This window comes from Xanthobacter agilis (assembly GCF_021730435.1).
In the GTDB taxonomy this organism is placed as follows: Bacteria; Pseudomonadota; Alphaproteobacteria; order Rhizobiales; family Xanthobacteraceae; genus Xanthobacter; species Xanthobacter agilis.
Genome location: NZ_JABWGX010000018.1, coordinates 62,650 through 85,393, shown reverse-complemented (window position 1 = coordinate 85,393; position 22,744 = coordinate 62,650). Strand labels below are relative to the sequence as shown.

The following is a 22,744-nucleotide window of genomic DNA, read 5'->3' as shown; positions in this document are numbered from 1 at the left end:
GGCAGGCACGCGGTCGGGTGCCGGCCCGCAGGCCGGCGGCTGCTGATGTGGGGGGTCGCGGCGGTGGCGCTCGGGATTGCCGCCGGTTCCGCAGCGGCGCAACAGGCGCCTCAATCCGGGGCCGCGACCCTGGCCGCGGCGCCGGTGCCGCCGGAACCGTCGGATTATCATTTCGAGCCCTATCGCGCGCCGACGCCGCAAACCCTGTCGGGGGCCGAGGTTCTTTCACCGGCCCAGGCCCAGGCGCTGTGGCGCGGGGGGCAGGCGGTGTTCGTGGACGTGCTGCCGCGTCCGCCGCGCCCGGCCGCCCTGCCCGCCGACACGGTGTGGCGTGATCCGCCCCACGCCAGCATTCCGGGCGCCCTCTGGCTACCCAATGTGGGCTTCGGTGCGCTCGATGCGGCGACCGAGCGCTATTTCCACGACGGGCTCAAAGCTGGCACCGATGGTGATCTGCAGCGGCAGATTGTGGTATTCTGCCTGAAAGATTGCTGGATGTCCTGGAACGCGGCGAAACGCGCGTTGGCGGCGGGCTACCGGCGGGTGGCGTGGTTTCCCGAAGGGGCCGATGGCTGGACGGCGACCGGCCTGCCGCTGGAGCGGCTGGAGCCCTGGCAACCGGCGAAGGCGCGGTGAACGCGACGGTGGACCCATCGTGCCCGTGGTGGCCCGGCCCAGGATACGCTTGATGTTTCAAGGACGTGAACGGGTGACGTGAGCCGGTGCAAACGCCATCCGCGCGTGCCGAGGGGGCGCAGACAAGCTCCCCGGACGAAACGGGAGGATGGCATGATGGGTTATGTATTCCGGCTGCGCGGCCGGTGGATGTTGCCGGCGGCTGCCTTGGCGCTTCTGGTGCTGCCGCCGCAGGGGGCCGGCGCCGCGGAACCCGAGGGGGTCGTTTCCGCCGACAGCGTGGAGCCGGCGGAAACGACGTGGCGCTCCATCGCGCCGGACATCTTTCCCGACAAGGTGGTCGGCGCCGCCGACGGCCTCGTGGCGCTCACCGCGCCCACACGGGCGGAGGATGCCGCCCTGGTGCCGCTGACGGTGTCGCTCACCCTGCCGCCCGGCGACACGCGGAGCTTCAAGGCGGTGACGGTGGTGATCGACGAGAACCCCGCGCCGATGGCGGGGCGCTTCAGCTTCGGCGCAGGGCAGAAGGATTTCGCTTTATCCCTGCGGGCACGGGTAAACTCCTATTCCTACGTGCGCGCCGTGGCGGAAACCGATGACGGGGCCCTGCACATGGCGCGGGCGTTCGTGAAGGCGGCCGGTGGCTGCTCGGCTCCGGCCACCAAGGATACCGCCGATTCCATCGCCCACCTCGGCGACATCCGCTTCCGCTCGTTCGGGGAGACGGGGCGCAATGAAGCGCAGGTGCAGATTCGCCACCCCAATTTTTCCGGCTTGCAGATGGATGAGGCGACGCGCGGCTACACGCCGGCCTGGTTCGTGCGCGAGGTCCAGATTACCCAGGGCGGACACCTGCTGCTCGGCATGGAAGGGGGGATCTCCATCAGTGAGGATCCCACCTTCCGCTTCACCTATCACCCCTCCACGGAGCCGGTGACGGTGCGTGGGGAGGATACGGAGGGCAAGGTGTTCACCCGCACCTTCCCCGGCGGGGCGAGCTGAGCTGCGGCCGGATCATCCGATCGGTTCGGCTTGCAACCGGAGTCCGGCGCGGCTGCTTTGAAGCCGCGCGGGCCGCGATCACTTCACGCGGTCTTGAATGCGGCGACCGATCTCGAACAGCCGCTGCTCGAGGAGCACCGGCGTCTCGCACACATAGATCAGCGAACGCGCGCGCTCCTCGAAGATGCGGGTGTCCCAGTTGAGCTTTTGTTCCAGCTCCTGGGTTTCGCGGGTGTCCGCGGCCTCGGGCGAATCCTTGGCCTTGCTCAGGGCGTCGCCTTCGTCCCGCAGCCGCTCGGCGAGCCGGTTCTGGCCACGGGCATAGCGGGTGATGCCGTCCATCACCTTGGCCCGCTCCAGGCTGGTGATCTCATAGACGCCGGCGAACACCCGCACCAGGCGCACCTTGACATCGGGACCGGCCTCCTTGGCGAAGGCGTCGATGAGGCCGTCCACCTGATCGAGGGGGGTGCGGCGCGATGCGAGCTTCACCGCCAGGGTCGAGGCCTCCAGGTCGTCGGTCCAGACGCCGGCTGAGGCGAGGTCGGGGCCGGTCCAGACCACGGCGAGGCTGATGTCCGGGGTCCGGCGCTGGGGGCAGGGCCATTCGGGATCGCTCTTGGGCTGGGCCAAAGCCGGCCCGGCCATCACCAGCGCCAGCACGGCAAGGGCGGCGCTGCGGCGGAACGGATTGGGGCGGGGGGACGCGGTCTTCATGGCTGGCGAGCCTCCGGGCATGGCGCCTGACGCGCGGGACTTCACGACACTTCTCCGCTCATGGCGCGTCGCCCCTGGGGCCGCCGCGCAGGCCCATCACCCCGCGGCCGGGATCATAGGCGATGACGGCGAGGGTGAAGAAGACGAGGGTGGTGCCGACCACGATCGCGCAGGAGAGGGGTTCAAACTGGCCGTAGAGCGCGAATCGCGCGAACTCCACCGCGTGGGTGAAGGGATTGGCGAGGCAGACGAGATAGAGCGCCTCGCTGGCGTCGCGCACCCGCCACAGGGGGTAGAGGGCGGACGACGCGAAGAACATGGGGAAGATGACGAAATTCATCACGCTGGCGAAGTTCTCAAGCTGCCGCACCAGCGAGGAGATGACGAGGCCGATGGCGCCCAGCATGAAGCCGGTGATGATGAAGGCCGGCAGCGCCAGCACATAGCCGGCGGGCGGAATCTCCACCCCCCACAGGAAGGCGACGGCCAGGAACGCGTAGACCTGCGCCAGCGACACAGCGACCCCGGCGATGAGCTTGGAGAACAGCAGCCACCAGCGCGGGAAGGGGCTCGTCAGCAGCACCCGCATGGAGCCCACCTCCCGGTCGTAGACCATGGAGAGGGAGGATTGCATGCCGTTGAACAGCTGGATCATCACCGCAAGGCCGGGCGTGACATAGACCTCGTAGAGCACATAGGTGTCGTAGGGCGGGATGATGGAGACGCCGAGCGCGCTGCGGAAGCCGGCGGCGAAGATGAACAGCCACACCAGTGGCCGCACCAGGGCCGATAGGAAGCGTTCCTTCTGCTGCACGAACCGCAGCACTTCGCGCCAGACGATGCCGGCAAGGCATATCCCATAGCCCCGCGCCCCGAGCGGGCGTCGCGGCGCTTCGGCTGCACCCGGCGATGTCGCGCGGCGATCCGGCCGGCTCATGCGGCCTCGCCCTCGTCCCGCTCCGTGAGGGCGCGGAAGGCGGCCTCCAGGGAGGCGCCTTCACCGGCGAGATCGGCGGCCGTGCCGGCGGCGATGATGCGCCCGCGGTGCAGCACATGGACCTCGTCGGTGGCGGTGACCTCGTCGAAAATGTGGGTGGCCCACAGCACGGCGAGGCCCTCCTCCCGCACCAGGTCCCGCACCAAGGCGACGATGGCGCGGCGCGAGGCAAGGTCCAGCCCCACGGTCGCCTCGTCCAGCAGGAGCAGGCGCGGGCGGTGGACCAGGGCGCGGGCGATTTCCACCCGCCGCGCCTGCCCGCCGGAGAGGGTGCGCACCTTGTCGTTCGCGCGCTCCTGGAGCCCCACCAGGGCCAGCAGCCCGGTTATGCGCACGGCGCTCGCGGCTCCGGCGAGGCCATGCAGGGCGGCGTGATAGATGAGGTTCTGCCGCACCGTGAGATCAAGATCGAGGGTGCGGCTCTGGAACACCACGCCCAGCTCGCCCAGCGCGGCCGACGGCGCGCGTGACACGTCCTGGCCGAAGATGCGCACCGCACCGGAGCGGCACGCATAAAGCCGGGTCACCAGCGAGAACAGCGTGGTCTTGCCCGCGCCATTGGGCCCGAGCAGGGCCACGAAGCGGCCCCGCGGCACCTGGAACGACACGTCGTCCAGCGCCCTGCGGCGGCCGAAGCTGTGGCTCACGCCGGCGACATCCAGCGCCGGCACGCCTTGCGGCTCCTCCATCATGGATCTCCAGCCGGCCTATTGCGGCGCCACCACGACACCCCAAGGGGCGCCGCCCGCCTTGATGGATTTCACCACCTTGCGGGCCGGCACGTCGATCACCGACACATCGTTGGAATTGCCGTTGGTGGTGAAGAGCTGCTTCTCGTCGGGCGTGAACGCGAGCTGCCACACCCGTTGGCCCACCAGCAGATAGTCCTCGACCGCGTAGGTCTCGGCATTCACCACCGCGACGCGGTTGGCCGGACCGAGGGCCACGAAGGCGGTCTTGCCGTCGCGGGTGACACGCACGCCCACCGGCTGGATGGTCTCCTTCGAGACGCCGGGGATCTTGAACTCGATCTTCTTGATGATCTTGCGCGTTTCCGGATCGATCACCGACACCGTGCCGCCGACCTCCGCCGAGACGAACAGCTTCTTGCCGTCGCGGGTGAATTCGGCGAAGCGTGGGCGCGCGCCCACCAGCACGTTGGCGACGATCTTGTAGGTCTCGGTGTCGATAAAATGGGCCATGTTGGTGGTTTCGGAGGTGGCCACCAGGATCTTGCCGTCCGGGCTCACCGCCATGCCTTCGGGCTCGGTGCCCACCGGCACCTGTGCCACCACCTTGTTCTTCTCCACGTCGAGCACGGTGACCTGGTTGTCGTTCTCATTGGCGATGTAGAGCGGGTTGCCGGAGGGGTGCAGGGCGAACAGTTCCGGGTCCTGCCCGGACTTGAGCTTGCGCAGCACCTTGAGCGTGGCGGGGTCGATCACCTGCACCGAGTGATCGTCGCTGGCGCACAGATAGATCACCTTGCCGTCGGGGCTCATGATGATGCCGCGCGGGCGGCGGCCCACCTTGGCGGTCTGGGTCACGGTGAGGGTGGCGGTGTCGATGGCGGTGATGGAATTGCCGCTCTCGTTGGAGACATAGGCCATGCCGGCGCTCGCCCCCTCGGCCGCGACCAGCACGACGGCGCCCATCAGCGCGGCCGATAGCACGCGCAGGGACGTCGGCGGGCGAAAGGCGATCATGTTCATCCTCCCGGTGCGGGGCGCATCGCCCCTTATCTGGAATCCAGCCGTTGGCGCGGCTCTTGGAATAATTGGCCTATTTCAGGCGGCACTTGGATTCGGGCTGGTCGAAACCCAGCGTGTCGAGGGGCGTATGCTGGTGCAGGAAACCGTCTTCCGGCGCCACCGCAACAATGGCGAAGGGCTGTGCGATCAGCAATGGCTGGCGCACCTGCTGGTCCCAGGGCCGCACCGAGAGCGGCACGCCCTTGAACGCGGCGATGGAGAAATCGGGCGAGCGCAGATAGTCGGCAATGGCGGCGGGGGATGCATCCTTGGCGCGGGTCGCCGCCTCTCCCACCATGCGCGCGGCGAGCCAGGCCTGATAATCGGTGGGCCGCATGGTGCGGTTGGCGCCGCGCAGGAACCGGCTCTGGAGCTGGGCCGAACCCCAGGCATCCTGGGCCTGGTGCCAGGTGGAGGCGGTGAGGCCCTGGGTGCCCACAACCAGCCTCGGTTCGGCGGTGCGGAAGGGGATAAAGGTGCCGAAGTCGTTGGCCTCGTCCGCCACCACGAGCACATCGGCGTCGACGCCGCGGGTGAACACCAGGGCGTCGGAACGTGTGATGCTGTCCGAGCGCTCGCGGGCGAGCGGGCCGAAGGTCCAGGGCTTCTCGGCGACGATCTTCAGGCCGAACTTGCGCGCCGCCCGCTTGACCGCCTCCCCATAGGCGATGTCGTCCGGCTGCGGACCCACCACCAGGAACAGCTTGGTCCAGCGCTTCACCGCCAGGAACTGGGCGAGGGCGTCGGCCAGCATGGCGCGGCTTGGGGCGATGTGGAACACGTTGGCGCGGCACTGGTCGGCCCGCAAGGTGTCGTCCAGGGCCCCCACGTTGAAGACCACGCCGCCAAGCGGCTTCACCGCGTCGGCGACCGCGATCAACTGGTCCGCCGGCAGGTTCACGATGAGGAAGTGGTTGCCGCCGTCCACCAGAGCCTTGGCGGCGGCCACCGGATCATCACCCTCGGCGAGGGTGGCGGTGTTGAGCGTGAAGTGCTGGCCGGTGAAGGCGCCGGTGGAATTGTTGTCCTTGATGGCCAGCGCGGCGCCAGCCACCGCGTCGTCTTCCGGCACGGCGAGCAGGTCATAGAGCGGGGGCGGTGGCACCTCGCGGGTGAGGAGGCCGATGGGGATCTCCAGCACCGTGGGCGCGGCGGCTTCCGGTGACGCGGGCTGCGCCCGAAGCGGCATCGGCCCGCCTACGCAAAGCGCCGCTACGGCAGCGGCGAGGAGGCGTGCGCGCAGGCTCGACATCGCTTCAGCACCTTGCGGGTTCCGTTCCGGGGAGGGAGATCTAGGCACCATCGCGCCCGCCACGCAACCGGATATATATAAGGAAAGAATAAGATGTTCCGGTCTTGCCCGAGGCCGCAAGACTGTGACACGCTGCGCCCCGTTCAGGTGCATATAATGAAAAAATCGGTGTTTCTTGCCGCAACGGCACTGTTTGTGTTGTCGCCCGCCGTCGTCTCCGCGGCGCCGGTGAAGACGGCCCTGTTCGGCTTCGAGTTTTTCGATGACACCCTGGACACCCGTCCGCAGGTCTTGGCCGAGCAGGCCGAGCGCCTCAAGCGCATCAATGGGGAGCTCGAGGCTCTTCTGGCGCAATCGGGCGACATGACACTGGTGGATCTTGCCCCAGAGGCTGCGCGGATCGCCGATCTTGCCCCCTTCTACAAATGCAACGGCTGCGAGCGGGAGATCGCCCGCGATGCCGGGGCCAGGCTGGAAGTGGTGGGGGTGATCCGCAAGATTTCCAACCTCATCCTGTCGTTCGTGCTGGAAGTGCGCGAGACCGGGGAGGATGGCCGCGTGCTGCGCGCGGGGCAGGTGGATATTCGCGGCAATACGGACGAATCCTGGCTGCGCGGCGTGCGCTATCTGGTGAAGAACCGCATCCTGGCGCCGGGCCAGCCACCGCTCGACCCCTGAGCGGGGCGGCGGCAACACGAACAATTTTTGCAATCGAAGTCGGTAGGGAAGGAACGCCTGATGAAACACGTTTTGACCGCCGCGATGGCGGCCGCGATCGTCTTGTCGCCGCTCGCCGCGGATGCCCATGGGCCCACGCGCAAGAAGGTGACGGAGACCGTGGAGATCGCCGCTCCGGCGGACAAGGTGTGGGCCGCCATCGGCAATTTCCAGGACATGAGCTGGCATCCGGCGATCACCGCCAACGCCGGCCAGGGCGGCAACGCGGTCGACGCCACGCGCAAGCTCACCCTCACCGGGGGCGGCACCATCGACGAGGTGCTCTACAAGTTCGAGCCCGAGAAAATGAGCTATTCCTATCGCATCACCGATGTGGATGTGAAAGTTCTGCCGGTGACCAATTATTCCTCCACCATCACGGTGGAACCCATCGACGCCACCCATTCCAAGGTGGAATGGAAGGGCGCCTTCTATCGCGGCTACCCCAACAATGACCCGCCGCCGGAACTGAGCGACGAGGCGGCGGTGGCGGCCATCACCGGCGTCTACCGCGCCGGCCTCGACGCCCTGAAGGCGAAGCTGGAGAAGGGGCCGTCGTGAGAGCGCGCCGCGCGCGCCTCGCCATCGCGCTCCTGCTGGGCGCGGTGACGACGGCGCGGGCCGAGGAGGCGTTCGTCACCGAGCAGCCGGCCAATCGGGTGGCGGTGGTGGATCTGTCCACCGAGGGGAAGGCTGCGGGCGTGGTCAAGGCACAGATCCCGGTGCCTGGCGCTCCGGCCGGCATCGCCGTGACCCATGACGGGCGGCGCGCCTATGTGACGAGCCCGGACGACAAGACGGTCACCGTCATCGATGCGGCAAGCCGGCAGGTGCTGGCGCGCTGGCCGGTGGGGGGCGGTCCGCTGGGCATCGCGGTGGCGCCGGCGGGGGCTCCCGTATTCGTGGCCGACTGGTATGCCAAGCGGCTTCTGGTCATCGACCCCGCCTCGCCGGAGACGCACCGGGAGGCGCAGACCGGCGCTTCGCCGTCGGGGGTGGCGGTCACGCCCGATGGCGCCTTCGTGCTCACGGCGGATCGCGACGACGACACCGTCTCCGTCATCGACACCGGGAGCCTGAACCGGGTGGCGGTGATCCCCGTCGGCACCCGGCCGTTCGGCGTCACCGTCGATGCGCAGGGCCGGCGCGCCTACACCGCCAATGTGGGCTCCAATGACGTGTCGGTGATCGATCTTGCCGCCCGCGCGGTCGTCGCCACGGTGAAGGTGGGCGAGCGGCCCTATGGCGTCGCCCTCGCCCACGGGCGGGCCTTCGTCACCAATCAATATGCGGGCACGGTGAGTGTGTTCGACCTGACGACGCTGAAGGATCTGGGGCGGATCGCCGTCGGCGAGTATCCCGAAGGCATCGACGCGAGCGGCGACGGCCGCCGGGTCTATGTGGCGAACTGGTTCGACAATTCGCTCTCGGTGATCGACACCGAGGCGCTGAAGGCCGTGGCGACCTTGCCGTTGGGCGACGGGCCGCGCGCCTTCGGCGCCTTCATTCGCCATGGGGAGTGAGCGCGGCAACCCTCGCCCCAGAATGAAGGGTTGCCCATGGAATGAAGATCGCCGCCGGCTCGCGGGAGCCGGCGGCGATTGTGCGTCTACAGGTCAACGACCCAGGAAGATGGCGGCCAACCGCTGGAGCAGTCCCTTCGTCAGGGGCGAGGGGGCACCCTGTCCAGGGTGGTCTCCTTCCTAAGCCTGGAAGGGGTGCTTGACGATATCGCGCTTTTCGGTTGCTTCCTTGGCGGAAGGCTCACCCTTGACGGCGCGGGCGATGGACAGCTTTGTGGCCTCGTAATTGTAGGCCTGGATCTTGGCGTCGTCGGCCGCTTCCCAATGGATGAACACGCCGACGCAGATGAAGAGGTCGTCGGCCTCGTCCAGGGGGATGATGCCTTCGGCGACCGCATCCTGCACCGCCTTGGCGACGCCATGCTGGGCCGGTCCGAACATCTGGACCGCCTGGCGCGCGTCCTTGATGGTCACCTTGTTGAACATCACCGTGTTGGGCTTGCACGGCAGGTTCGGCGCGATCACCGCCAGAAGGCTGGTGAAGCCGTCCTTGTTGTTGGTCAGGCTGGTGCAGAAGGCGGTTTCCGCCGCGCTGCCGCGCGGGCCGATGAGCAGGTCGATATGCGCGACCTCGTTGCCGTCGCCCACCAGAGCCTCACCCACCAGAACCTTGTCGATCTTGGCCATTTTCGTCCTCCCAAAGAACAGGCCGGGCGTCTTCCGCAGCCAGCGGCCCGAAGGACCTCTGGACACAACACGGGGCACCCGACCGGGACGACCGCTTCCGCAACCTTCGGAAAAGCGGTCGGCTGCCGCTTACCCTTGTTGTCAGCGCCCGGCTCAAGCCGAGCCGGTTCACCGGATAGCGCCGCGAGCGTACTCGACGCGGATGAAGCCAGCAAGACGCAGCCGCATGGGAGCGTGCGGCTCGTGCGCGCCATGCATGGGTCAGAAGTCGCTGGTGATGCCGCCCACTTCCCAATCGCCGTAGCGGACCGGCTCCGGGCCGTTGCGCCCGTTGATCTCCTTGGGCAGTTCCTTGCGGGTGGCATCGGCCGCGGCGCGGCGGGCTTCCGCTTCCGCGAGGGCGCGCCGGGCGGCCTCGCTGAGGGGTTTTCTGGGGGCGGTCTCGGGCGTGCTCTGGAGCGCGCCTTGGGTGTCATGGGTCATCTGATCGTCTCCGCGCTCTGCGCTGTCTTCGGGTGCGGCGCCCGCAACCTTGCACGGCGGCGGCAAAGCATGGTAGCGGACCGCGCGCCTTCGGGCTCACTTTATCAAAGCTTGCAACATATGGAGATGCGCATGGCGACGCAGAATGGCGGCCCCACCCAGAACCCGGCGCCGTCACTGAACGTGCTCGCGCAGTACACCAAGGACTTCTCGTTCGAGAATCCCAATGCGCCGCGCTCCCTCGCCGCCCCTCCGAGCCAGCCGGATGTGAACATCCAGATCCAGGTGAACGCCAAGCCCGGCGGCAATGGCGATTTCGAGGTGGAGCTGAAGATCGAAGGTGGCGCCAAGGTTGGCGCCGACACGCTGTTCGCGTTCGAGCTCACCTATGCCGGCGTGTTCCGCGTGCAGGGCATTCCTGAGCAGAGCCTGCAGCCGGTGGTGCTCATCGAGTGCCCGCGCATCCTGTTCCCGTTCGCCCGCCAGATCATCGCCGACGCGGTGCGCAACGGCGGCTTCCCGCCCCTGATGATCGATCCGGTGGACTTCGCCGCCCTCTATCAGCAGCGCATGCAGGCGGAAGCGCAGAAGCTCGCCACCTCCGGCCAGGCCTGAGGCCTCGGCATCGCCCCGCCCGCCGGCTTGACGCCGACGGGCGGGGCTTCCACCGTGCGCCGCAGGGCCGCGGCGCGGGACGGTGCATGACGCCGGCGCCATGAGCGGGCCTGCGCCACGGAGCCGTGCCGACATCCCATGGGGTCCATCCGGTCCATTCGCTTCAAGCTCGGCGCGGTCATCGTCGCCGTCGCCGCTATCGGCGTGCTGGCGGCGGGGGGCGTCGTGCTGGCGCTCGGCGCCACCGACCGGGCGCTCGAGGCCGCCATCGCCGCCCAGCGGCGGCTCGACCTGCTGACGGAAACCTCCGCCCGCCTGTCCGAGTTCGGCATCACCGCCGTGGCCGACGCCGACCATCCCACCGCCGACCGCGAGCGGCTCGTCGGCGCGCGTGACCGGGTGGTCGCGGTTCTGGACAAGGTGGCAGCCGAGACGCCCGAAGACCTCGCCGGGGCCGCAAGCTCGGGCCGGGCGCGGCTGTTGGCGCATCTGAAAGCGGATTTCAGCCTGCTCGACCGGCAGATCGGCCGCGCCATCGCGGACGCCGACAGGTTGCGGCGCGGCGATGCGGTGCGCGGGGCTCTCAACGCATTCGCGGCGGCGGCCGGTCCGCTGCTCTCGGTATTGGTGGAGAGCGAGCGCCGCGCCGTGGTCGAGGCCCGCGCGGAGGCGCGCCTGCTGTCCACGCGCCTGCGCTATGGCGCGGGGATTCTGGTGGTCCTGGTGCTGGCTGCGGCCCTGGTGCTGCATCGCACCCTCGCGCGTCCGCTGCTGGCCCGGCTGCGACAGATCGACCGCGCGGCGGGCGCCATCGGCTCCGGCGTGCTGGAGACCCGCCTCGCCATCGGCTCGCGGGACGAATTGGGCCTGTTGATGGCCAAGTTCAACCGCATGGCCGAGCGCCTGGCCCGGCGGGCCCGCAAGGTGGCCGCCGACCGGGCGGTGCTGGAGGGGACCATCGCGGCGCGCACCGCCGACCTCACCGCCGCCAACACCCGGCTTGCCGCCATCGACACCTCCCGCCGGCGTTTTTTCGCTGATGTGAGCCATGAATTGCGGACCCCGCTGACCGTCATCATCGGCGAGTGCGACGTGACCCAGCGGGCGCCGGCCATCCCTGAGGATCTCGCCCGCAACGTGCTCACAACCATCCGCAAACGCGCGGTGCGGCTCAACCGCCGGGTGGAGGACCTGCTGCGCATCGCGCGCTCGGAAAGCGGCGAGATCGACCTCGTGTTCCAGGACGTACCGGTGCGGTTCCTGCTCGAAGAGGCGGTGGCGAGCTTCGAGGTCCCGGCCCGGCGCCAGCGGGTGCACCTTGTGCTGGAGGCGCCAGCGCCGGGTCCGCTGGTTCACGCTGATCGCGAGTGGCTGCGGCAGGTGGTGGAGGGGCTGATCGACAATGCCCTGCGCCACGGCGCGCCGCTGTCGCGCATCACCGTGCGCCAGGTGAGCGGTCCGGATGGGGTGCGGATCGCGGTCGAGGACGACGGGCGCGGCATTCCGCCCGAGCAGCGCGACCGCCTGTTCGCGCGGTTCGTGCGCGGGGCCGCCAGCAGCCATTCGGGCTTCGGGCTCGGCCTCGCTCTTGCGGAATGGGTCGTGACGCAGCACGGTGGACGGATCACACTGGAAGACCATACCGGCGGCGACGGCCGGGGCGCGGGCCTGACCGTGGCCATCACCCTGCCGGCGCCCACCCATGAGCAAGACGACGCCCAGACAGACGCCTTAAGGCGCGCGGGCCAGGAGGAGACGCCATGAACATCCTGGTGGTGGAGGACGACGGCGACATCGGCGCCATGCTGAGCCGCGGGCTCAACGCCGAGGGCTTCGACGTGGAGGTGGCAACCAGCGCCGAGGCGGCGCTCGACGCCGCCCGCGCCTACAACCCCTGTGCTGTCGTGCTCGACATCATGCTGCCGGACGGCTCGGGCATCGATGTCTGCCGCGCCCTGCGCAGCGCCGGCCATTCGGGGCCGATTCTCTTCCTCAGCGCCAAGGACGAGGTGGCGGACCGGGCCGAGGGCCTGGGCGCCGGGGCCGATGACTATATCGTGAAGCCGTTCGAGTTCGCCGAGCTGGTGGCTCGGCTGCGGGCCCATCTCATGCACCGCCTCGGCGGCGCCAAGGATACGCGGCTCAACGCCGGCCGGCTGGTGCTCGACCTCGTCACCCGGCAGGTGCTGTTCGGCGAGATCCATGTCCGCCTCACCGAGCGCGAAGCGGAACTGCTGGCCCTGCTCATGGCCACGCCCAACCGGCCGGTGGCGCGCGGCGACATCTTCGACCGCCTGTGGGCGAGCCAGGGCGGCAATTCGCTGAACGTGGTGGACGTCTATGTGGGCTATCTGCGCACCAAGCTGGCGGAAGTGAGCCGGGCCGGCGGGCCGCAGGTGGCGACCGTGCGCGGGCGTGGATTCATGCTGGAGTTGGCCGGCGCGGGCGGCGGTCCGCACTGAATTGTGCAGTGCCGCAAAAGGTGTTCCGCAACGTCCGCCAAAATGACTTGTCGAAGCCTGCTAAAAATTCCCCTTGCGCGATCCTCCTCGCATGCCAATATTTGAAGCCACTGTAGTGAGCGATCATTACAGCTTGGTTCTTATGATTTTCTTATGAAAATCAGGAACTCAATACGAACTCAAGACGAGGAGGAATCACGATGCGTTGGCAGAAGCCTCAGGTGTGCGAAGTCTGCGTCGGCATGGAAGTCACCGCCTATCTGCCGGCCGACTTCTGAAACCGGGGCCGGCGCGGCATGCCCGCCGGCCTTCGGGCGATCCGTGCGGCGCTGGGCGATCCCGGTGTGATGCTGGTCGGGGCGCCGTTTCGGGCGCGTCTTCAAGCTGGGCCAAGGCCCGTTCGCAGGGGACACGCGCAAACTCGATAGGCCAGAGCGATTTCCGGGCGCGCAGGCGCGCGGATGCCGCCCTGGCGGTCTGATCCGAGCGCGGGGCCGCATCCGGGACAACGGGTGGGTCGCGCATCAAGGGTGTCGCCCTTCATCATGCAAGCGATCGTTCTCGGTTCCGCGGCCGGCGGTGGCGTTCCTCAATGGAATTGCCGCTGTCCGGTTTGCTCTCTCGCCTGGGGCGGGGATCCCCGGGTGACCCCGCGCACCCAGTCCTCGCTGGCGGTGTCCGGCGATGGCATCCATTGGATGCTGCTGAACGCGTCGCCCGATCTGCGGGCGCAGATCGCCGCCACGCGGGCGCTGCATCCGCGGCTCGGGGAGCGCCATTCACCCATTTCCGCCGTGGTCGTGACCAATGGCGACGTGGATCACATCACCGGCCTGCTGACGCTCCGGGAATCCCAGCCCTTCGCCTTGTTCGGCACGGCCGAGACGCTGGGCATGGTGAATGGCAATCCGGTGTTCGGCGTGGTCAACGAAGCCCTCGTGCCGCGCAAGACGGTGGCCCTGGGCGAGACCTTTTCGCCGGTGCCCGGCCTTGCGCTGGAGATGTTCTCGGTGCCGGGCAAGGTGCCGCTGTGGCAGGAAGACGAGAATCTCGTCATCGGCGCCGAAACCGGTGGCACGGTGGGCGTCACCGTCACCGCGGGCGACAGGCGGCTCGTGTACATTCCGGGCTGCGCGGCCATCACCGACACCGTGCGCGCGCGGATCACGGGGGCGGACCTCCTCTTCTTCGACGGCACGCTCTATCGCGACGACGAGATGATGCTCGCCGGTACCGGCGTGAAGACCGGCGCCCGCATGGGCCATCTCTCCATGTCGGGGGCCGACGGCACCATCGCCCTGCTCGCGGATATTCCGGCGGCGCGACGCGTGTTCATCCACATCAACAACACCAATCCGGCGCTGATCGAGGATTCGCCCGAGCGGCTGGCGGTGGAGGCGGCGGGCTGGATCGTCGCCCGAGACGGAATGGAGTTCGCGCTGTGACCGTGCATCTCGACATCAACCGCGAGCCGCTGCCCGCGCCCACGCACACGCCGTTCACCCCCGAGGGGCTGGAAGAGGCCTTGCGCGCGGTGGGGGCGCGGCGCTACCACAATCTGCACCCGTTCCATAAGCTGCTGCATTCGGGCCAGCTCGATCGCGATCAGGTGCGGGCCTGGGCGCTCAACCGCTATTGCTACCAGTCCGCGATTCCGCGGAAAGACGCGGCCCTCATGGGCCGCTGCGAGGATCGCGAGCTGCGCCGCGAATGGCTGCACCGCATCACCGACCATGACGGCTATGGCGAGGATTCGGGCGGCATCGAGCGCTGGCTGGTGCTGACCGACGGGCTCGGCCTCGACCGCGACTATGTGATGTCCAAGGAGGGCGCTCTGCCGGCCACCAAGTTCGCGGTGGAAGCCTATGTGCGCTTCGTGGCGGAGCATACGCTGCTGGAGGCGGTGGCGTCCTCGCTCACCGAGCTGTTCGCGCCGGGCATCCATGCCGAGCGCATTTCCGGCATGCTCGCCCATTACGACTTCATCAATGAGACCGTGGTGGCCTATTTCCGCCGCCGGCTCGATCAGGCGCCGAAGGATGCGGATTTTGCCCTCGACTATGTGAAGGCGAATGCCCGCACGGTGGATCAGCAGAGGGCGGTTCTCCGCGCCCTGACCTTCAAGACCGAAGTGTTGTGGGCGCAATTGGACGCGCTTTACTTCGCTTATGTGGAGCCGGGCTGGCCGGCGCCGGGCGCGTGGGTGCCGGGCGTGGGTCTGGCCGCCACATGATCGCCGCGGAAACCGACGTGCCCCGCCTGCCGCGCGGGGTAAAGCTGAAATTTGACGCGGTGCGCCAACGCCATGTCCTGCTCGCCCCCGAGCGCGCGTTCGACATCGACGCCATCGCCGCCGCGGTGCTGGCGCTGGTGGACGGCGCGCGCACCTGTGGCGAGATCGTGGATGCGCTGGCGGTTCAATATGACGAGCAGCGGGAGGTGATCGCCGGCGACGTGCTCGCCATGATCGGCGATCTCGTCGCCCGCCGGGTGATCGAACGATGAACGAGACCAGCCAGAGCGCGCCCGGCCCGGAGTTGGCCGCGGACGTGATCGAGCCAGGGCCGAAGGCGGCGCGCAAGCCGCCGGTCGGCCATCCCATCGGCCTGTTGGCGGAGTTGACTCACCGCTGTCCGCTGCGCTGCCCCTATTGCTCCAACCCTCTGGAGCTGGAGCGCCGCGATGGCGAGCTCGACACCGCCACCTGGAAGCGGGTGCTGAGCGAGGCGGCGGCCCTCGGCGTGCTGCATGTCCATCTTTCCGGCGGCGAGCCGACCGCCCGTCCCGACCTCGTGGAGCTGACCGCCCATTGCGCGAAGGAGGGGCTCTACACCAATCTCATCACCTCCGGCATCGGCCGCGCCCCCGGCATGATCGATGCGCTCTTCGACGCCGGGCTCGACCATGTGCAGCTCTCGGTGCAGGGGGCCAGCGCGCCGACCGCGGACCGCATCGGCGGCTACAAGGGCGGGCACGAGGCGAAGCTCGCGTTCGCCCGTCGGGTGGTGGAACTGGGCCTGCCCCTGACCCTCAACGCGGTGATCCACCGGGGCAACATCGACGAGGTGGAAGACATCCTCGCGCTCGCGGTCGCGCTGAAGGCGAAGCGGCTGGAGGTGGCGCACACGCAGTATTACGGCTGGGCCTATGTGAACCGCGCCGCCCTGATGCCGGCCCGCCCCGACGTGGACCGCTCCATCGCCTTGGTGGAGGAGGCGCGTAAGCGGCTCGAAGGGGTGCTCGTCATCGACATGGTGATCCCCGATTATTACGCCCGCTATCCCAAGCCCTGCACCGGCGGCTGGGGGCATCGCACGCTGAATGTGACGCCCACCGGCAAGGTGCTGCCCTGCCATGCGGCGGAGAGCATTCCCGGCCTCGACTTCTGGAGCGTGCGCGATCGCGCGCTCGGCGACATCTGGCGTGAGAACCCGGCATTCAACGCCTTTCGCGGCACCGACTGGATGCCGGAACCCTGCCAGAGTTGCGAGCGGCGCGACATGGATTTCGGCGGCTGCCGCTGTCAGGCCATGGCGCTGGTGGGCGATGCCTCGGCCACCGATCCGGCCTGCTCCAAATCACCGTTTCACGCCCGCATGGAGGCGCTCGCCACCCTTGAGGCGACCGGCGCGGCTCCCGACTACATCTATCGCACCATCGGCGGCGCGCCGGCGCCGCGCGAGGCGGAGGCTCACCTGTGACTGTCCCATTTCTGCGCGGTGCCGCCCTGGCGCTTCTGCTGGGGTCCGCGCTCGCCGCCCCGGCCGGGGCCCAAGAGGTCGCACAAGAGGCGACACAAGAGGCGGCCCAGAAGGTCGCCGCGCCGCCATCGGCCGCCGCTTTGCTGTTTGACACGCCGCAACTCGAAGCCGCCCAGCCGGGCCATGCGCTGACCTATCGCTACAGTCGCAAGATGACCGATCCGGAGCTGGGTCCGTCGTTCGACGACACCATCAAGCTGGAGGTCGAGCCCGCCAGCGCCGGTGCACCCGCGGGGGCGCGCACGCTGAAGGTGGATTTCTTCGGCCCGGAGCGCCACCGCGCCGCCGGCCCCTTTGAGGATGTCACCGGCAATCCGGTGCTGATTCTCTTTCTGGAGAATCACGTCGCCGACCTATCGGGCAAGCTCCTGGGCAATCCGCGCTATTTCAAGAATGCGATTCGCGCCGCCCTGCGGGACAAGGCGGAGGTGACGCCGGCCGAGTTCACCGTCGGCGGCCGCGCCTACAAGGGCTGGCGGGTGAAGGTGGCGCCCTTCGCCGGTGATCCGAATGCCAAGCGGCTGCGGGGACTCGATACGCTCACCTACACGTTCGACGTGGCGCCGGACCTGCCCGGCGAGTTCGTGCGCATGACGATCACGGCCGACGTCAAGGACGGCCGCCTGTGGGAGGAGGCTCTGACCTATGATCCGCAAGGCTCTTGAGGGCATCGCCCTCGCCCTCGTTCTCACCAGCCCCGCGCTGGCCCTCGACGCCAACGATTATCCCACCGCCGCGCGGGTGGATTATGTGATCGGCTGCATGGGCGCCAACGGCGAGACGCGGGAGGCCATGACGCGGTGCGCCTGCTCGGTCGATACCCTGGCCTCCATCCTGCCCTACGACCGCTATGTGGAGGCGGAAACCATCCTCTCCATGCGCCAGGGGGTGGGGCAGGCGGCTTCCGTCTTCCGCGGTGTGAAGATGTATGACGACACCATCGCTGACCTCAGGCGCGCCCAGGCGGAAGCCGAGGTCCGCTGCTTCAAGTGAACACGCCGATTGTGCGCCGCGCGTGTCGCGGTGCACAACATCTGCTCGCAGGTGCCGCACAGGTGATGGGTTTTCAAGCCGCGATCGACTGTGTTAGCTTCCCGCTCCAAGAACAGACGCATGGCGCACGGGGCGGTTCCTGAAGTGGACCACATCCTCGAAGCGCACTGCAACGACAAGCGGGCAACCGCCGCGGCGTCTTGATCGGGTCCTTTTCTCCCATCCAAGGCAGTGCCATGGCCGCTGATTGCCCCGCTATTCCCATAGCATCCCCTTGTCCGCAGCCCCCGCATGGGCCCGGTGCCGCCCCGGCGCGCCGCCCGGATTCCCTCGCGCTGTTCGCACGGTGACATCATGACGACTGACGACGTGGCCCGTGAGAACGGGACCCGCGACGGGGCCGAACGCATCGTGACGGATGTGGTCTGCTCTTTCTGCGGCCTTGGCTGCGATGATCTGGAAGTGGCGGTTCGTGGGCGCACCATTCGTCCCGTGAAAGCCTGTGCCGAAGCTGGCCGGCTCCTGGCGCGCAAGGACGCCCCGGCTCCGGCCCCCCGCATCGGCGGGCGCGACGCGACGCTCGCCGATGCGGCGCGTGCCGCCGCCGGGCACCTGAAGGCGAGCCGCGCCGCGGCCATCACCGGCCTCGGCGCCGATCTCGATGGCCTGAGCCGGCTGTTCGATATGGCCATGGTCACCGGCGCGAGCTTCGACCATGCCGCGTCCGAGGGCCTGTTCGCGAATCTGGAGCGGCTGTCGCGGCGGGGCTGGATCGCCGCCACCTTGGCCGAGGTGCGCAATCATTGCGACCTGCTGGTGGTGCTCGGCGCCGACCCCGATCTCAGCTTCCACCGCTTCTTCGAGCGGGCGGTTCCGGCCCGCGGCGCCGATGCCCTCGCCGCCCCCCTGTTCGTGGAGGGGCGCCGCCGGGTGGTGGTGATCGGCGACATTCTCTCCGAGGGCGCCCGTCGTTCGCTCGCCGGTCATGACCTCGTCGAGATCGTGGTGCCGCCGGCCGAGGTGGCGCTGGCCGCCGACGGGCTTGCGGCGCTTCTCGCCGGGCGCCGGGTGGAGGGCGTTCCTGCTCTCGATGGCGCCGTAGGCGAGGGTCTTGCCAGCCTCGCCCAGGCGCTCAAGGCCGCGAAATATTCGGTCTTCGTGTGGAATGCGGCGACGCTTGGCCGACGCGATGCCGCCAGCGTCGCGGAGGCCGCCGCCCAGGCGGTCGACCTGCTCAACCCGACCACCCGTTCCGCCGTCTTCCCCCTGGGCGGGCGTGACAATCTCACGGGCGCCCACCAGATGGCCCTGTGGCGCTTCGGCTATCCGCTGCGCACGGCGGTGGGCGGCGGCGTCGCCCGCCATGCGCCGGAGCTCTACGCCAGCGCCACGGCGCTGAAGGATGCCGACCTCATGGTCCACGTGTCCGCCTTCCGGCCGGATGCGCCGCCGGACTTCGGCCGGGGACCGGTGATCGCGCTCGCCCATCCCGACACGGTCTTCGTCCGCGAGCCGGACGTGTTCATTCCCATCGGCACGCCGGGCGTGGATCAGAACGGCCATGTCTTCCGCATGGATGCGGTGGTGTGCCTGCCGCTGACGGCACTGCGGCCGGCGGAACTGCCGAGCGTCGCCGAGGCGGCGTCCGCCATTCTCGAAAGCCTCAGGAGGGCGGCATGACCACGCGCATTACCGGGGGGCGGGTGTTCGACCCCACCAATGGCGTCGTGGACCAGGTCCGCGACATTCTCATCGAGGACGGTCGCATCGTCGCGGCGGAGGAGCACGCCAAGGCCGCCGACGCGGTCATCGACGCTTCCGGCTGCGTGGTGCTGGCGGGCGGTATCGACCTTCACTCCCATATCGCCGGCGGCAAGGTGAACCTCGGCCGGCTGCTGATGAACGACGACCGGGCGAAGTTTCCCGAGCCGTTCGGCGGTGTCCTGTGCGGCTGCGGCGGCGGGCGGGCGGCGCCCACCACCCACGCCACCGGCTGCCGCTATTCGGAAATGGGCTACACCGCCGCGTTCGAGCCGGCGATGGTGGGGGCGAATGCCCGCCATGCCCATCTCGAAATGGCGGACATTCCCAATCTCGACACCGGCGGTTTCCTGGTGCTGGGCAATGACGACTTCCTGCTGCGCATGATCGCGGAGGGGGAAGGCCAGCAGGCGGTGAACGATTATGTGGCCTGGATGCTCAAGGCCACCCAGTGCTGTGCCATCAAGATCGTCAATCCGGGTGGCATCAACGCCTTCAAGTTCAACGGGCGCACCCTCGACTTTGACGAGGCTGGCCCCCATTACGGCCTCACCCCGCGCCGCATCCTGAACACCCTGCAACGGGCGGTCACGGAACTCGGCGTTCCGCACCCCATCCATCTGCACGGCTGCAATCTTGGTGTGCCGGGCAATGTGAAGACCACGCTCGCCACCATCGGGGCGACCGAGGGCTGGCCGCTGCACCTCACCCATATCCAGTTCCATTCCTACGGCACCGAGGGCGACCGCAAGTTTTCCTCGGGCGCGGTGGAAATCGCGGAAGCGGTGAATGCCAATCCCCACATCTCGATCGATGTGGGACAGATCATGTTCGGCCAGACGGTCACGGTGTCCGGCGACCTCATGTCCCAGTACCGCAACCATGGCATCGCTGATCCCAAGAAGTGGATCGGCATGGACATCGAGATGGATGCCGGCTGCGGCGTGGTGCCGTTCAACTACCGTGACAGCTCGTTCGTGAACGCGCTGCAATGGGCCATCGGCCTGGAGCTGTTCCTGCTGGTGGAAGACCCGTGGCGGGTCTACCTCACCACCGATCATCCCAACGGCGGGCCGTTCACCTCCTATCCGCACCTCATCCGGCTGCTAATGGATAAGCCGTTCCGGGACGCGCAGCTCGCGCGCATCCACAAGGCGGCCCGTGCCCATACGCGGCTTGCCGAGATCTCCCGCGAATACACGCTGGAGGAGATCGCCATCATGACCCGCGCCGCTCCGGCCCGCACCCTCGGCCTGAAGGACCGCGGCCACCTCGGCGCGGGCGCGCGGGCGGATGTGGTGCTCTACCGGGAGGAGGCCGACCGCGAGGCCATGTTCGCGGCGCCGCGCCTGGTGTTGAAGGACGGTGACATCGTGGTGCGCGACGGCGCCGTGGTGGCGCTGAAGAAGGGCCGTACTTTCGCGGTGCATCCCCCGTCCGACCCGCTCATGGACAAGCGCATGGAGCGCTGGTTCGACGAGGCGGTGGGCCTGAAATCCAAGCACTACCAGATCGCCGACCATGAAATTCGCGGTGGCGAAGGCCCCGAGCTGGTGGCGACCGCGCCGGAGAGCGCCCGATGATCATCAATGGCGTCGAGATCCGCGAGAGCTTCGCGGAAGCCTTTCCCATGGCGGGCACCCGCCTTGTCATCACCGCCGATACGCCGCGCTGGGCGCGGACCGCCGCGGCGACCATGACCGGCTTTGCCACCTCGGTCATCGGCTGCGGCTGCGAGGCCGCGATCGAGCGCGAGCTGCCGGCGAGCGAAACCCCGGACGGGCGTCCGGGCGTAGCCGTGCTCATCTTCGCCATGTCCTTGAAGGACCTGAAGAAGGTGGTGCCGCTGCGGGTCGGGCAATGCGTGCTCACCTCGCCCACCTCGGCCTGTTATGCGGGGGTGAAGGGCGGGCCGGCGATCCCGCTCGGCCGGGCGCTGCGCTATTTCGCGGATGGCCATCAGATGTCGAAGAAGATCGGGGAGGATCGCATCTGGCGCATCCCCGTGATGGAGGGCGAGTTCGTCTGTGACGAGATTTCGGGCTCCGTCACCTCGGCGGTGGGCGGAGGCAATTTCCTCATCCTGGCCCGCAGCCGGGCGGCGGCCCTTTCCGCCGCCGAGGCGGCGGTGGACGCCATGGGCACGGTGGAAGGCGCGGTGCTGCCCTTCCCCGGCGGGGTGGTCCGCTCGGGCTCGAAGGTCGGGTCGAAATATGCGGGGCTGATTGCCTCCACCAATGATGCCTACTGCCCCACCCTGCGCGGCGTGGTGCCTTCGGCGCTGCCTGACGATGTGGGCAGCGTGATGGAAATCGTCATCGACGGGCTGGGCGAAAAGGAAGTGGCCGAAAGCATGCGGGTGGGGATCGCGGCGGTGTGCGAGCTTGGCGCCGAAGCGGGCGTGGTGGCCATCGATGCCGGCAATTACGGCGGCAATCTCGGCCCCTTCCATTTCAAGCTCCGCGAGCTGATGGCGAACGCGGGAGGCAAGGCATGAGCGGCTATCGTCTGAAGCTGACCGCCCCGCTGGAGGCGCGGCTCGATTTCTCCGGCATCACGCCGGCCGCCCTCGCCGGGCTTGGTCCGGACGAGGTGGCGCGCAAGCCCGTGTTCCTGGGCAACCGGCGCGTGGCGCTGGGCGACGTGTTCGAGGTGAGCGCGGTCGCATCCGCGGCCCTGGTGGTGAGCGGTGATCCGCGGCTTGACGGCGTGGGCACCGCCCTCGAACAGGGCGAGATCCTGGTGGAGGGGCCGGTGGGTGCCCTGGCCGGCGCGCGCATGGCCGGCGGACGGCTGGTGGTGCGCGGCGATGCGGGCGAGAGCCTCGCGGCCGGTCTCCTGGGCGGGCGCATCGAGGTGTCCGGCCATGCCGGCCCACGCCTTGGCTGTGCCTTGCCGGGGGAGCGCCTGGGCATGCGCGGCGGCCTGGTGCTGGTGTCGGGTGATGCCGGGCCCGGCCTTGGCGAACGGCTGCGCGGCGGTCTTGTTCTGGTGTCCGGCGATGCCGGTGCGGGGGCGGCGCTGGACCTTGTCGCCGGCACCATTGCCGTGGCCGGTCGGATCGGACCCGACGCGGGGCGTGGCATGCGGCGCGGCAGCTTGCTGCTCGCGCAGGCGCCGGAAACGCCCGCGCCCGGCTTCGTCGATACCGGGAGTCACGACTTCATCGCCCTGCTGCTGCTGGCGCGGCGGGTGCCGGAACTGGCGGCGCTGTTCGGCGGTGGCCTGTCCGGGCGCGCGCAGCGGCTCGCCGGCAACCGGCTGGCGGGCGGGGAAGGCGAGATTCTGCTGCTGCAGTGAGGCTGCGGCAGACGCCGAGAGCAATTCCAGCGCAAGTGCGGATCGGTTCTGCGTCCGGACTTGCGAACAATGCTCTCAGTAAGCCGG

26 protein-coding genes are annotated in these 22,744 nt (G+C 68.7%); 19 read left to right on the top strand and 7 right to left on the bottom strand.

Annotated elements, in window-relative coordinates; genetic code table 11:
- Positions 1–45: 45 nt before the first annotated feature.
- On the top strand, positions 46–636 hold the full coding sequence (locus tag HUW53_RS14060) for a PQQ-dependent catabolism-associated CXXCW motif protein (protein WP_237346415.1): 591 nt from the start codon (positions 46–48) through the stop codon (positions 634–636).
- Positions 637–789: 153 nt separating this feature from the next.
- Entirely contained in the window at positions 790–1,638 is an 849-nt protein-coding gene (locus HUW53_RS14055; RefSeq protein WP_237346394.1) for a quinoprotein dehydrogenase-associated SoxYZ-like carrier, read from the top strand.
- 78 nt (positions 1,639–1,716) lie between these two features.
- Here the strand turns inward: HUW53_RS14055 and HUW53_RS14050 are convergent, their stop codons facing one another.
- The 5 genes from HUW53_RS14050 to HUW53_RS14030 form a co-directional block, all read right to left on the bottom strand.
- Complete coding sequence (locus HUW53_RS14050) at positions 1,717–2,355, bottom strand: hypothetical protein (protein WP_237346393.1); 639 nt, start codon at positions 2,353–2,355, stop codon at positions 1,717–1,719.
- Positions 2,356–2,413: 58 nt separating this feature from the next.
- On the bottom strand, positions 2,414–3,292 hold the full coding sequence (locus HUW53_RS14045) for an ABC transporter permease (protein WP_237346392.1): 879 nt from the start codon (positions 3,290–3,292) through the stop codon (positions 2,414–2,416).
- A complete protein-coding gene (locus HUW53_RS14040; RefSeq protein WP_237346391.1) occupies positions 3,289–4,044 on the bottom strand; it encodes an ABC transporter ATP-binding protein in 756 nt (251 codons plus the stop codon). The genes HUW53_RS14045 and HUW53_RS14040 overlap by 4 nt, the downstream gene beginning before the upstream one ends.
- Before the next feature lie 15 nt (positions 4,045–4,059).
- On the bottom strand, positions 4,060–5,058 hold the full coding sequence (locus HUW53_RS14035; protein ID WP_370877809.1) for a PQQ-dependent catabolism-associated beta-propeller protein: 999 nt from the start codon (positions 5,056–5,058) through the stop codon (positions 4,060–4,062).
- A gap of 76 nt (positions 5,059–5,134) precedes the next feature.
- Positions 5,135–6,292, bottom strand: coding sequence for an ABC transporter substrate-binding protein (locus HUW53_RS14030; protein ID WP_237346390.1), 1,158 nt, complete (start codon positions 6,290–6,292; stop codon positions 5,135–5,137).
- A gap of 219 nt (positions 6,293–6,511) precedes the next feature.
- Here HUW53_RS14030 and HUW53_RS14025 point away from each other — a divergent pair, with 219 nt between their 5' ends.
- From HUW53_RS14025 to HUW53_RS14015, 3 genes are read left to right on the top strand one after another with little or no spacing between them, the layout of a single operon-like run.
- On the top strand, positions 6,512–7,033 hold the full coding sequence (locus HUW53_RS14025; RefSeq protein ID WP_237346389.1) for a DUF3280 domain-containing protein: 522 nt from the start codon (positions 6,512–6,514) through the stop codon (positions 7,031–7,033).
- 60 nt (positions 7,034–7,093) lie between these two features.
- The gene (locus HUW53_RS14020; RefSeq protein ID WP_237346388.1) at positions 7,094–7,633 is read left to right on the top strand and encodes an SRPBCC family protein; all 540 of its coding nucleotides are present in this window, start codon (positions 7,094–7,096) and stop codon (positions 7,631–7,633) included.
- Positions 7,630–8,595, top strand: coding sequence for a YVTN family beta-propeller repeat protein (locus HUW53_RS14015; RefSeq protein ID WP_237346387.1), 966 nt, complete (start codon positions 7,630–7,632; stop codon positions 8,593–8,595). The genes HUW53_RS14020 and HUW53_RS14015 overlap by 4 nt, the downstream gene beginning before the upstream one ends.
- A gap of 180 nt (positions 8,596–8,775) precedes the next feature.
- Here HUW53_RS14015 and fae read toward each other — a convergent pair whose 3' ends face one another.
- Together fae and HUW53_RS14005 are read right to left on the bottom strand one after the other, a co-directional pair.
- Positions 8,776–9,282 (bottom strand): formaldehyde-activating enzyme, encoded by a 507-nt coding sequence (gene fae / locus HUW53_RS14010; protein ID WP_237346386.1) that lies wholly within the window; start codon positions 9,280–9,282, stop codon positions 8,776–8,778.
- 261 nt (positions 9,283–9,543) lie between these two features.
- Positions 9,544–9,765, bottom strand: a complete 222-nt coding sequence (locus HUW53_RS14005; RefSeq protein WP_237346385.1) for a DUF1674 domain-containing protein — start codon at positions 9,763–9,765, stop codon at positions 9,544–9,546.
- Positions 9,766–9,897: 132 nt separating this feature from the next.
- On the opposite strand from HUW53_RS14005, the gene secB reads away from it, so the two are divergent.
- The 14 genes from secB (at position 9,898) to HUW53_RS13940 (ending at position 22,657) form a co-directional block, all read left to right on the top strand.
- Positions 9,898–10,380 carry a protein-export chaperone SecB gene (gene secB / locus HUW53_RS14000; RefSeq protein ID WP_237346384.1) on the top strand — a complete coding sequence of 161 codons (483 nt, stop codon included), beginning with the start codon at positions 9,898–9,900 and terminating at the stop codon, positions 10,378–10,380.
- Between the two features lie 138 nt (positions 10,381–10,518).
- Entirely contained in the window at positions 10,519–12,144 is a 1,626-nt protein-coding gene (locus HUW53_RS13995; protein ID WP_237346383.1) for a sensor histidine kinase, read from the top strand.
- Complete coding sequence (locus HUW53_RS13990; protein WP_237346382.1) at positions 12,141–12,842, top strand: response regulator transcription factor; 702 nt, start codon at positions 12,141–12,143, stop codon at positions 12,840–12,842. Before HUW53_RS13995 ends, HUW53_RS13990 begins: the two co-directional genes overlap by 4 nt.
- A 200-nt stretch (positions 12,843–13,042) precedes the next feature.
- Positions 13,043–13,120: a pyrroloquinoline quinone precursor peptide PqqA gene (gene pqqA, locus HUW53_RS22110; RefSeq protein ID WP_370640776.1), complete on the top strand. Its 78-nt coding sequence runs from the start codon at positions 13,043–13,045 to the stop codon at positions 13,118–13,120.
- 267 nt (positions 13,121–13,387) lie between these two features.
- Positions 13,388–14,287 (top strand): pyrroloquinoline quinone biosynthesis protein PqqB, encoded by a 900-nt coding sequence (pqqB, locus tag HUW53_RS13985; RefSeq protein WP_237346381.1) that lies wholly within the window; start codon positions 13,388–13,390, stop codon positions 14,285–14,287.
- Positions 14,288–14,301: 14 nt separating this feature from the next.
- Positions 14,302–15,075 (top strand): pyrroloquinoline-quinone synthase PqqC, encoded by a 774-nt coding sequence (gene pqqC / locus HUW53_RS13980; protein WP_237346413.1) that lies wholly within the window; start codon positions 14,302–14,304, stop codon positions 15,073–15,075.
- Positions 15,072–15,347, top strand: a complete 276-nt coding sequence (gene pqqD / locus HUW53_RS13975; RefSeq protein ID WP_237346380.1) for a pyrroloquinoline quinone biosynthesis peptide chaperone PqqD — start codon at positions 15,072–15,074, stop codon at positions 15,345–15,347. Before pqqC ends, pqqD begins: the two co-directional genes overlap by 4 nt.
- 44 nt (positions 15,348–15,391) lie before the next feature.
- A complete protein-coding gene (pqqE, locus tag HUW53_RS13970) occupies positions 15,392–16,543 on the top strand; it encodes a pyrroloquinoline quinone biosynthesis protein PqqE (RefSeq protein ID WP_370877857.1) in 1,152 nt (383 codons plus the stop codon).
- The gene (locus HUW53_RS13965; RefSeq protein WP_237346378.1) at positions 16,540–17,268 is read left to right on the top strand and encodes a hypothetical protein; all 729 of its coding nucleotides are present in this window, start codon (positions 16,540–16,542) and stop codon (positions 17,266–17,268) included. Before pqqE ends, HUW53_RS13965 begins: the two co-directional genes overlap by 4 nt.
- Entirely contained in the window at positions 17,249–17,596 is a 348-nt protein-coding gene (locus tag HUW53_RS13960) for a hypothetical protein (RefSeq protein WP_237346377.1), read from the top strand. The genes HUW53_RS13965 and HUW53_RS13960 overlap by 20 nt, the downstream gene beginning before the upstream one ends.
- A gap of 354 nt (positions 17,597–17,950) precedes the next feature.
- Entirely contained in the window at positions 17,951–19,276 is a 1,326-nt protein-coding gene (locus tag HUW53_RS13955) for a molybdopterin-binding domain-containing protein (RefSeq protein ID WP_237346376.1), read from the top strand.
- On the top strand, positions 19,273–20,940 hold the full coding sequence (locus HUW53_RS13950; protein WP_237346375.1) for a formylmethanofuran dehydrogenase subunit A: 1,668 nt from the start codon (positions 19,273–19,275) through the stop codon (positions 20,938–20,940). Before HUW53_RS13955 ends, HUW53_RS13950 begins: the two co-directional genes overlap by 4 nt.
- Positions 20,937–21,854, top strand: a complete 918-nt coding sequence (gene fhcD, locus HUW53_RS13945; protein WP_237346374.1) for a formylmethanofuran--tetrahydromethanopterin N-formyltransferase — start codon at positions 20,937–20,939, stop codon at positions 21,852–21,854. The genes HUW53_RS13950 and fhcD overlap by 4 nt, the downstream gene beginning before the upstream one ends.
- Positions 21,851–22,657: a formylmethanofuran dehydrogenase subunit C gene (locus tag HUW53_RS13940; protein WP_237346373.1), complete on the top strand. Its 807-nt coding sequence runs from the start codon at positions 21,851–21,853 to the stop codon at positions 22,655–22,657. The genes fhcD and HUW53_RS13940 overlap by 4 nt, the downstream gene beginning before the upstream one ends.
- Positions 22,658–22,744: the final 87 nt, after the last annotated feature.

Excerpts from the sequence above, each read along its gene's own strand:
- HUW53_RS14060 (WP_237346415.1), top strand. The coding sequence starts at position 46 with ATGTGGGGGGTCGCGGCGGTGGCGCTCGGGATTGCCGCCGGTTCCGCA.
- HUW53_RS14055 (WP_237346394.1), top strand. The coding sequence starts at position 790 with ATGATGGGTTATGTATTCCGGCTGCGCGGCCGGTGGATGTTGCCGGCG.
- HUW53_RS14050 (WP_237346393.1), bottom strand. The coding sequence starts at position 2,355 with ATGAAGACCGCGTCCCCCCGCCCCAATCCGTTCCGCCGCAGCGCCGCC.
- HUW53_RS14045 (WP_237346392.1), bottom strand. The coding sequence starts at position 3,292 with ATGAGCCGGCCGGATCGCCGCGCGACATCGCCGGGTGCAGCCGAAGCG.
- HUW53_RS14040 (WP_237346391.1), bottom strand. The coding sequence starts at position 4,044 with ATGATGGAGGAGCCGCAAGGCGTGCCGGCGCTGGATGTCGCCGGCGTG.
- HUW53_RS14035 (WP_370877809.1), bottom strand. The coding sequence starts at position 5,058 with ATGATCGCCTTTCGCCCGCCGACGTCCCTGCGCGTGCTATCGGCCGCG.
- HUW53_RS14030 (WP_237346390.1), bottom strand. The coding sequence starts at position 6,292 with ATGCCGCTTCGGGCGCAGCCCGCGTCACCGGAAGCCGCCGCGCCCACG.
- HUW53_RS14025 (WP_237346389.1), top strand. The coding sequence starts at position 6,512 with ATGAAAAAATCGGTGTTTCTTGCCGCAACGGCACTGTTTGTGTTGTCG.
- HUW53_RS14020 (WP_237346388.1), top strand. The coding sequence starts at position 7,094 with ATGAAACACGTTTTGACCGCCGCGATGGCGGCCGCGATCGTCTTGTCG.
- fae (WP_237346386.1), bottom strand. The coding sequence starts at position 9,282 with ATGGCCAAGATCGACAAGGTTCTGGTGGGTGAGGCTCTGGTGGGCGAC.
- HUW53_RS14005 (WP_237346385.1), bottom strand. The coding sequence starts at position 9,765 with ATGACCCATGACACCCAAGGCGCGCTCCAGAGCACGCCCGAGACCGCC.
- secB (WP_237346384.1), top strand. The coding sequence starts at position 9,898 with ATGGCGACGCAGAATGGCGGCCCCACCCAGAACCCGGCGCCGTCACTG.
- HUW53_RS13995 (WP_237346383.1), top strand. The coding sequence starts at position 10,519 with ATGGGGTCCATCCGGTCCATTCGCTTCAAGCTCGGCGCGGTCATCGTC.
- HUW53_RS13990 (WP_237346382.1), top strand. The coding sequence starts at position 12,141 with ATGAACATCCTGGTGGTGGAGGACGACGGCGACATCGGCGCCATGCTG.
- pqqA (WP_370640776.1), top strand. The coding sequence starts at position 13,043 with ATGCGTTGGCAGAAGCCTCAGGTGTGCGAAGTCTGCGTCGGCATGGAA.
- pqqB (WP_237346381.1), top strand. The coding sequence starts at position 13,388 with ATGCAAGCGATCGTTCTCGGTTCCGCGGCCGGCGGTGGCGTTCCTCAA.
- pqqD (WP_237346380.1), top strand. The coding sequence starts at position 15,072 with ATGATCGCCGCGGAAACCGACGTGCCCCGCCTGCCGCGCGGGGTAAAG.
- HUW53_RS13960 (WP_237346377.1), top strand. The coding sequence starts at position 17,249 with ATGATCCGCAAGGCTCTTGAGGGCATCGCCCTCGCCCTCGTTCTCACC.
- HUW53_RS13955 (WP_237346376.1), top strand. The coding sequence starts at position 17,951 with ATGACGACTGACGACGTGGCCCGTGAGAACGGGACCCGCGACGGGGCC.
- HUW53_RS13950 (WP_237346375.1), top strand. The coding sequence starts at position 19,273 with ATGACCACGCGCATTACCGGGGGGCGGGTGTTCGACCCCACCAATGGC.
- fhcD (WP_237346374.1), top strand. The coding sequence starts at position 20,937 with ATGATCATCAATGGCGTCGAGATCCGCGAGAGCTTCGCGGAAGCCTTT.
- HUW53_RS13940 (WP_237346373.1), top strand. The coding sequence starts at position 21,851 with ATGAGCGGCTATCGTCTGAAGCTGACCGCCCCGCTGGAGGCGCGGCTC.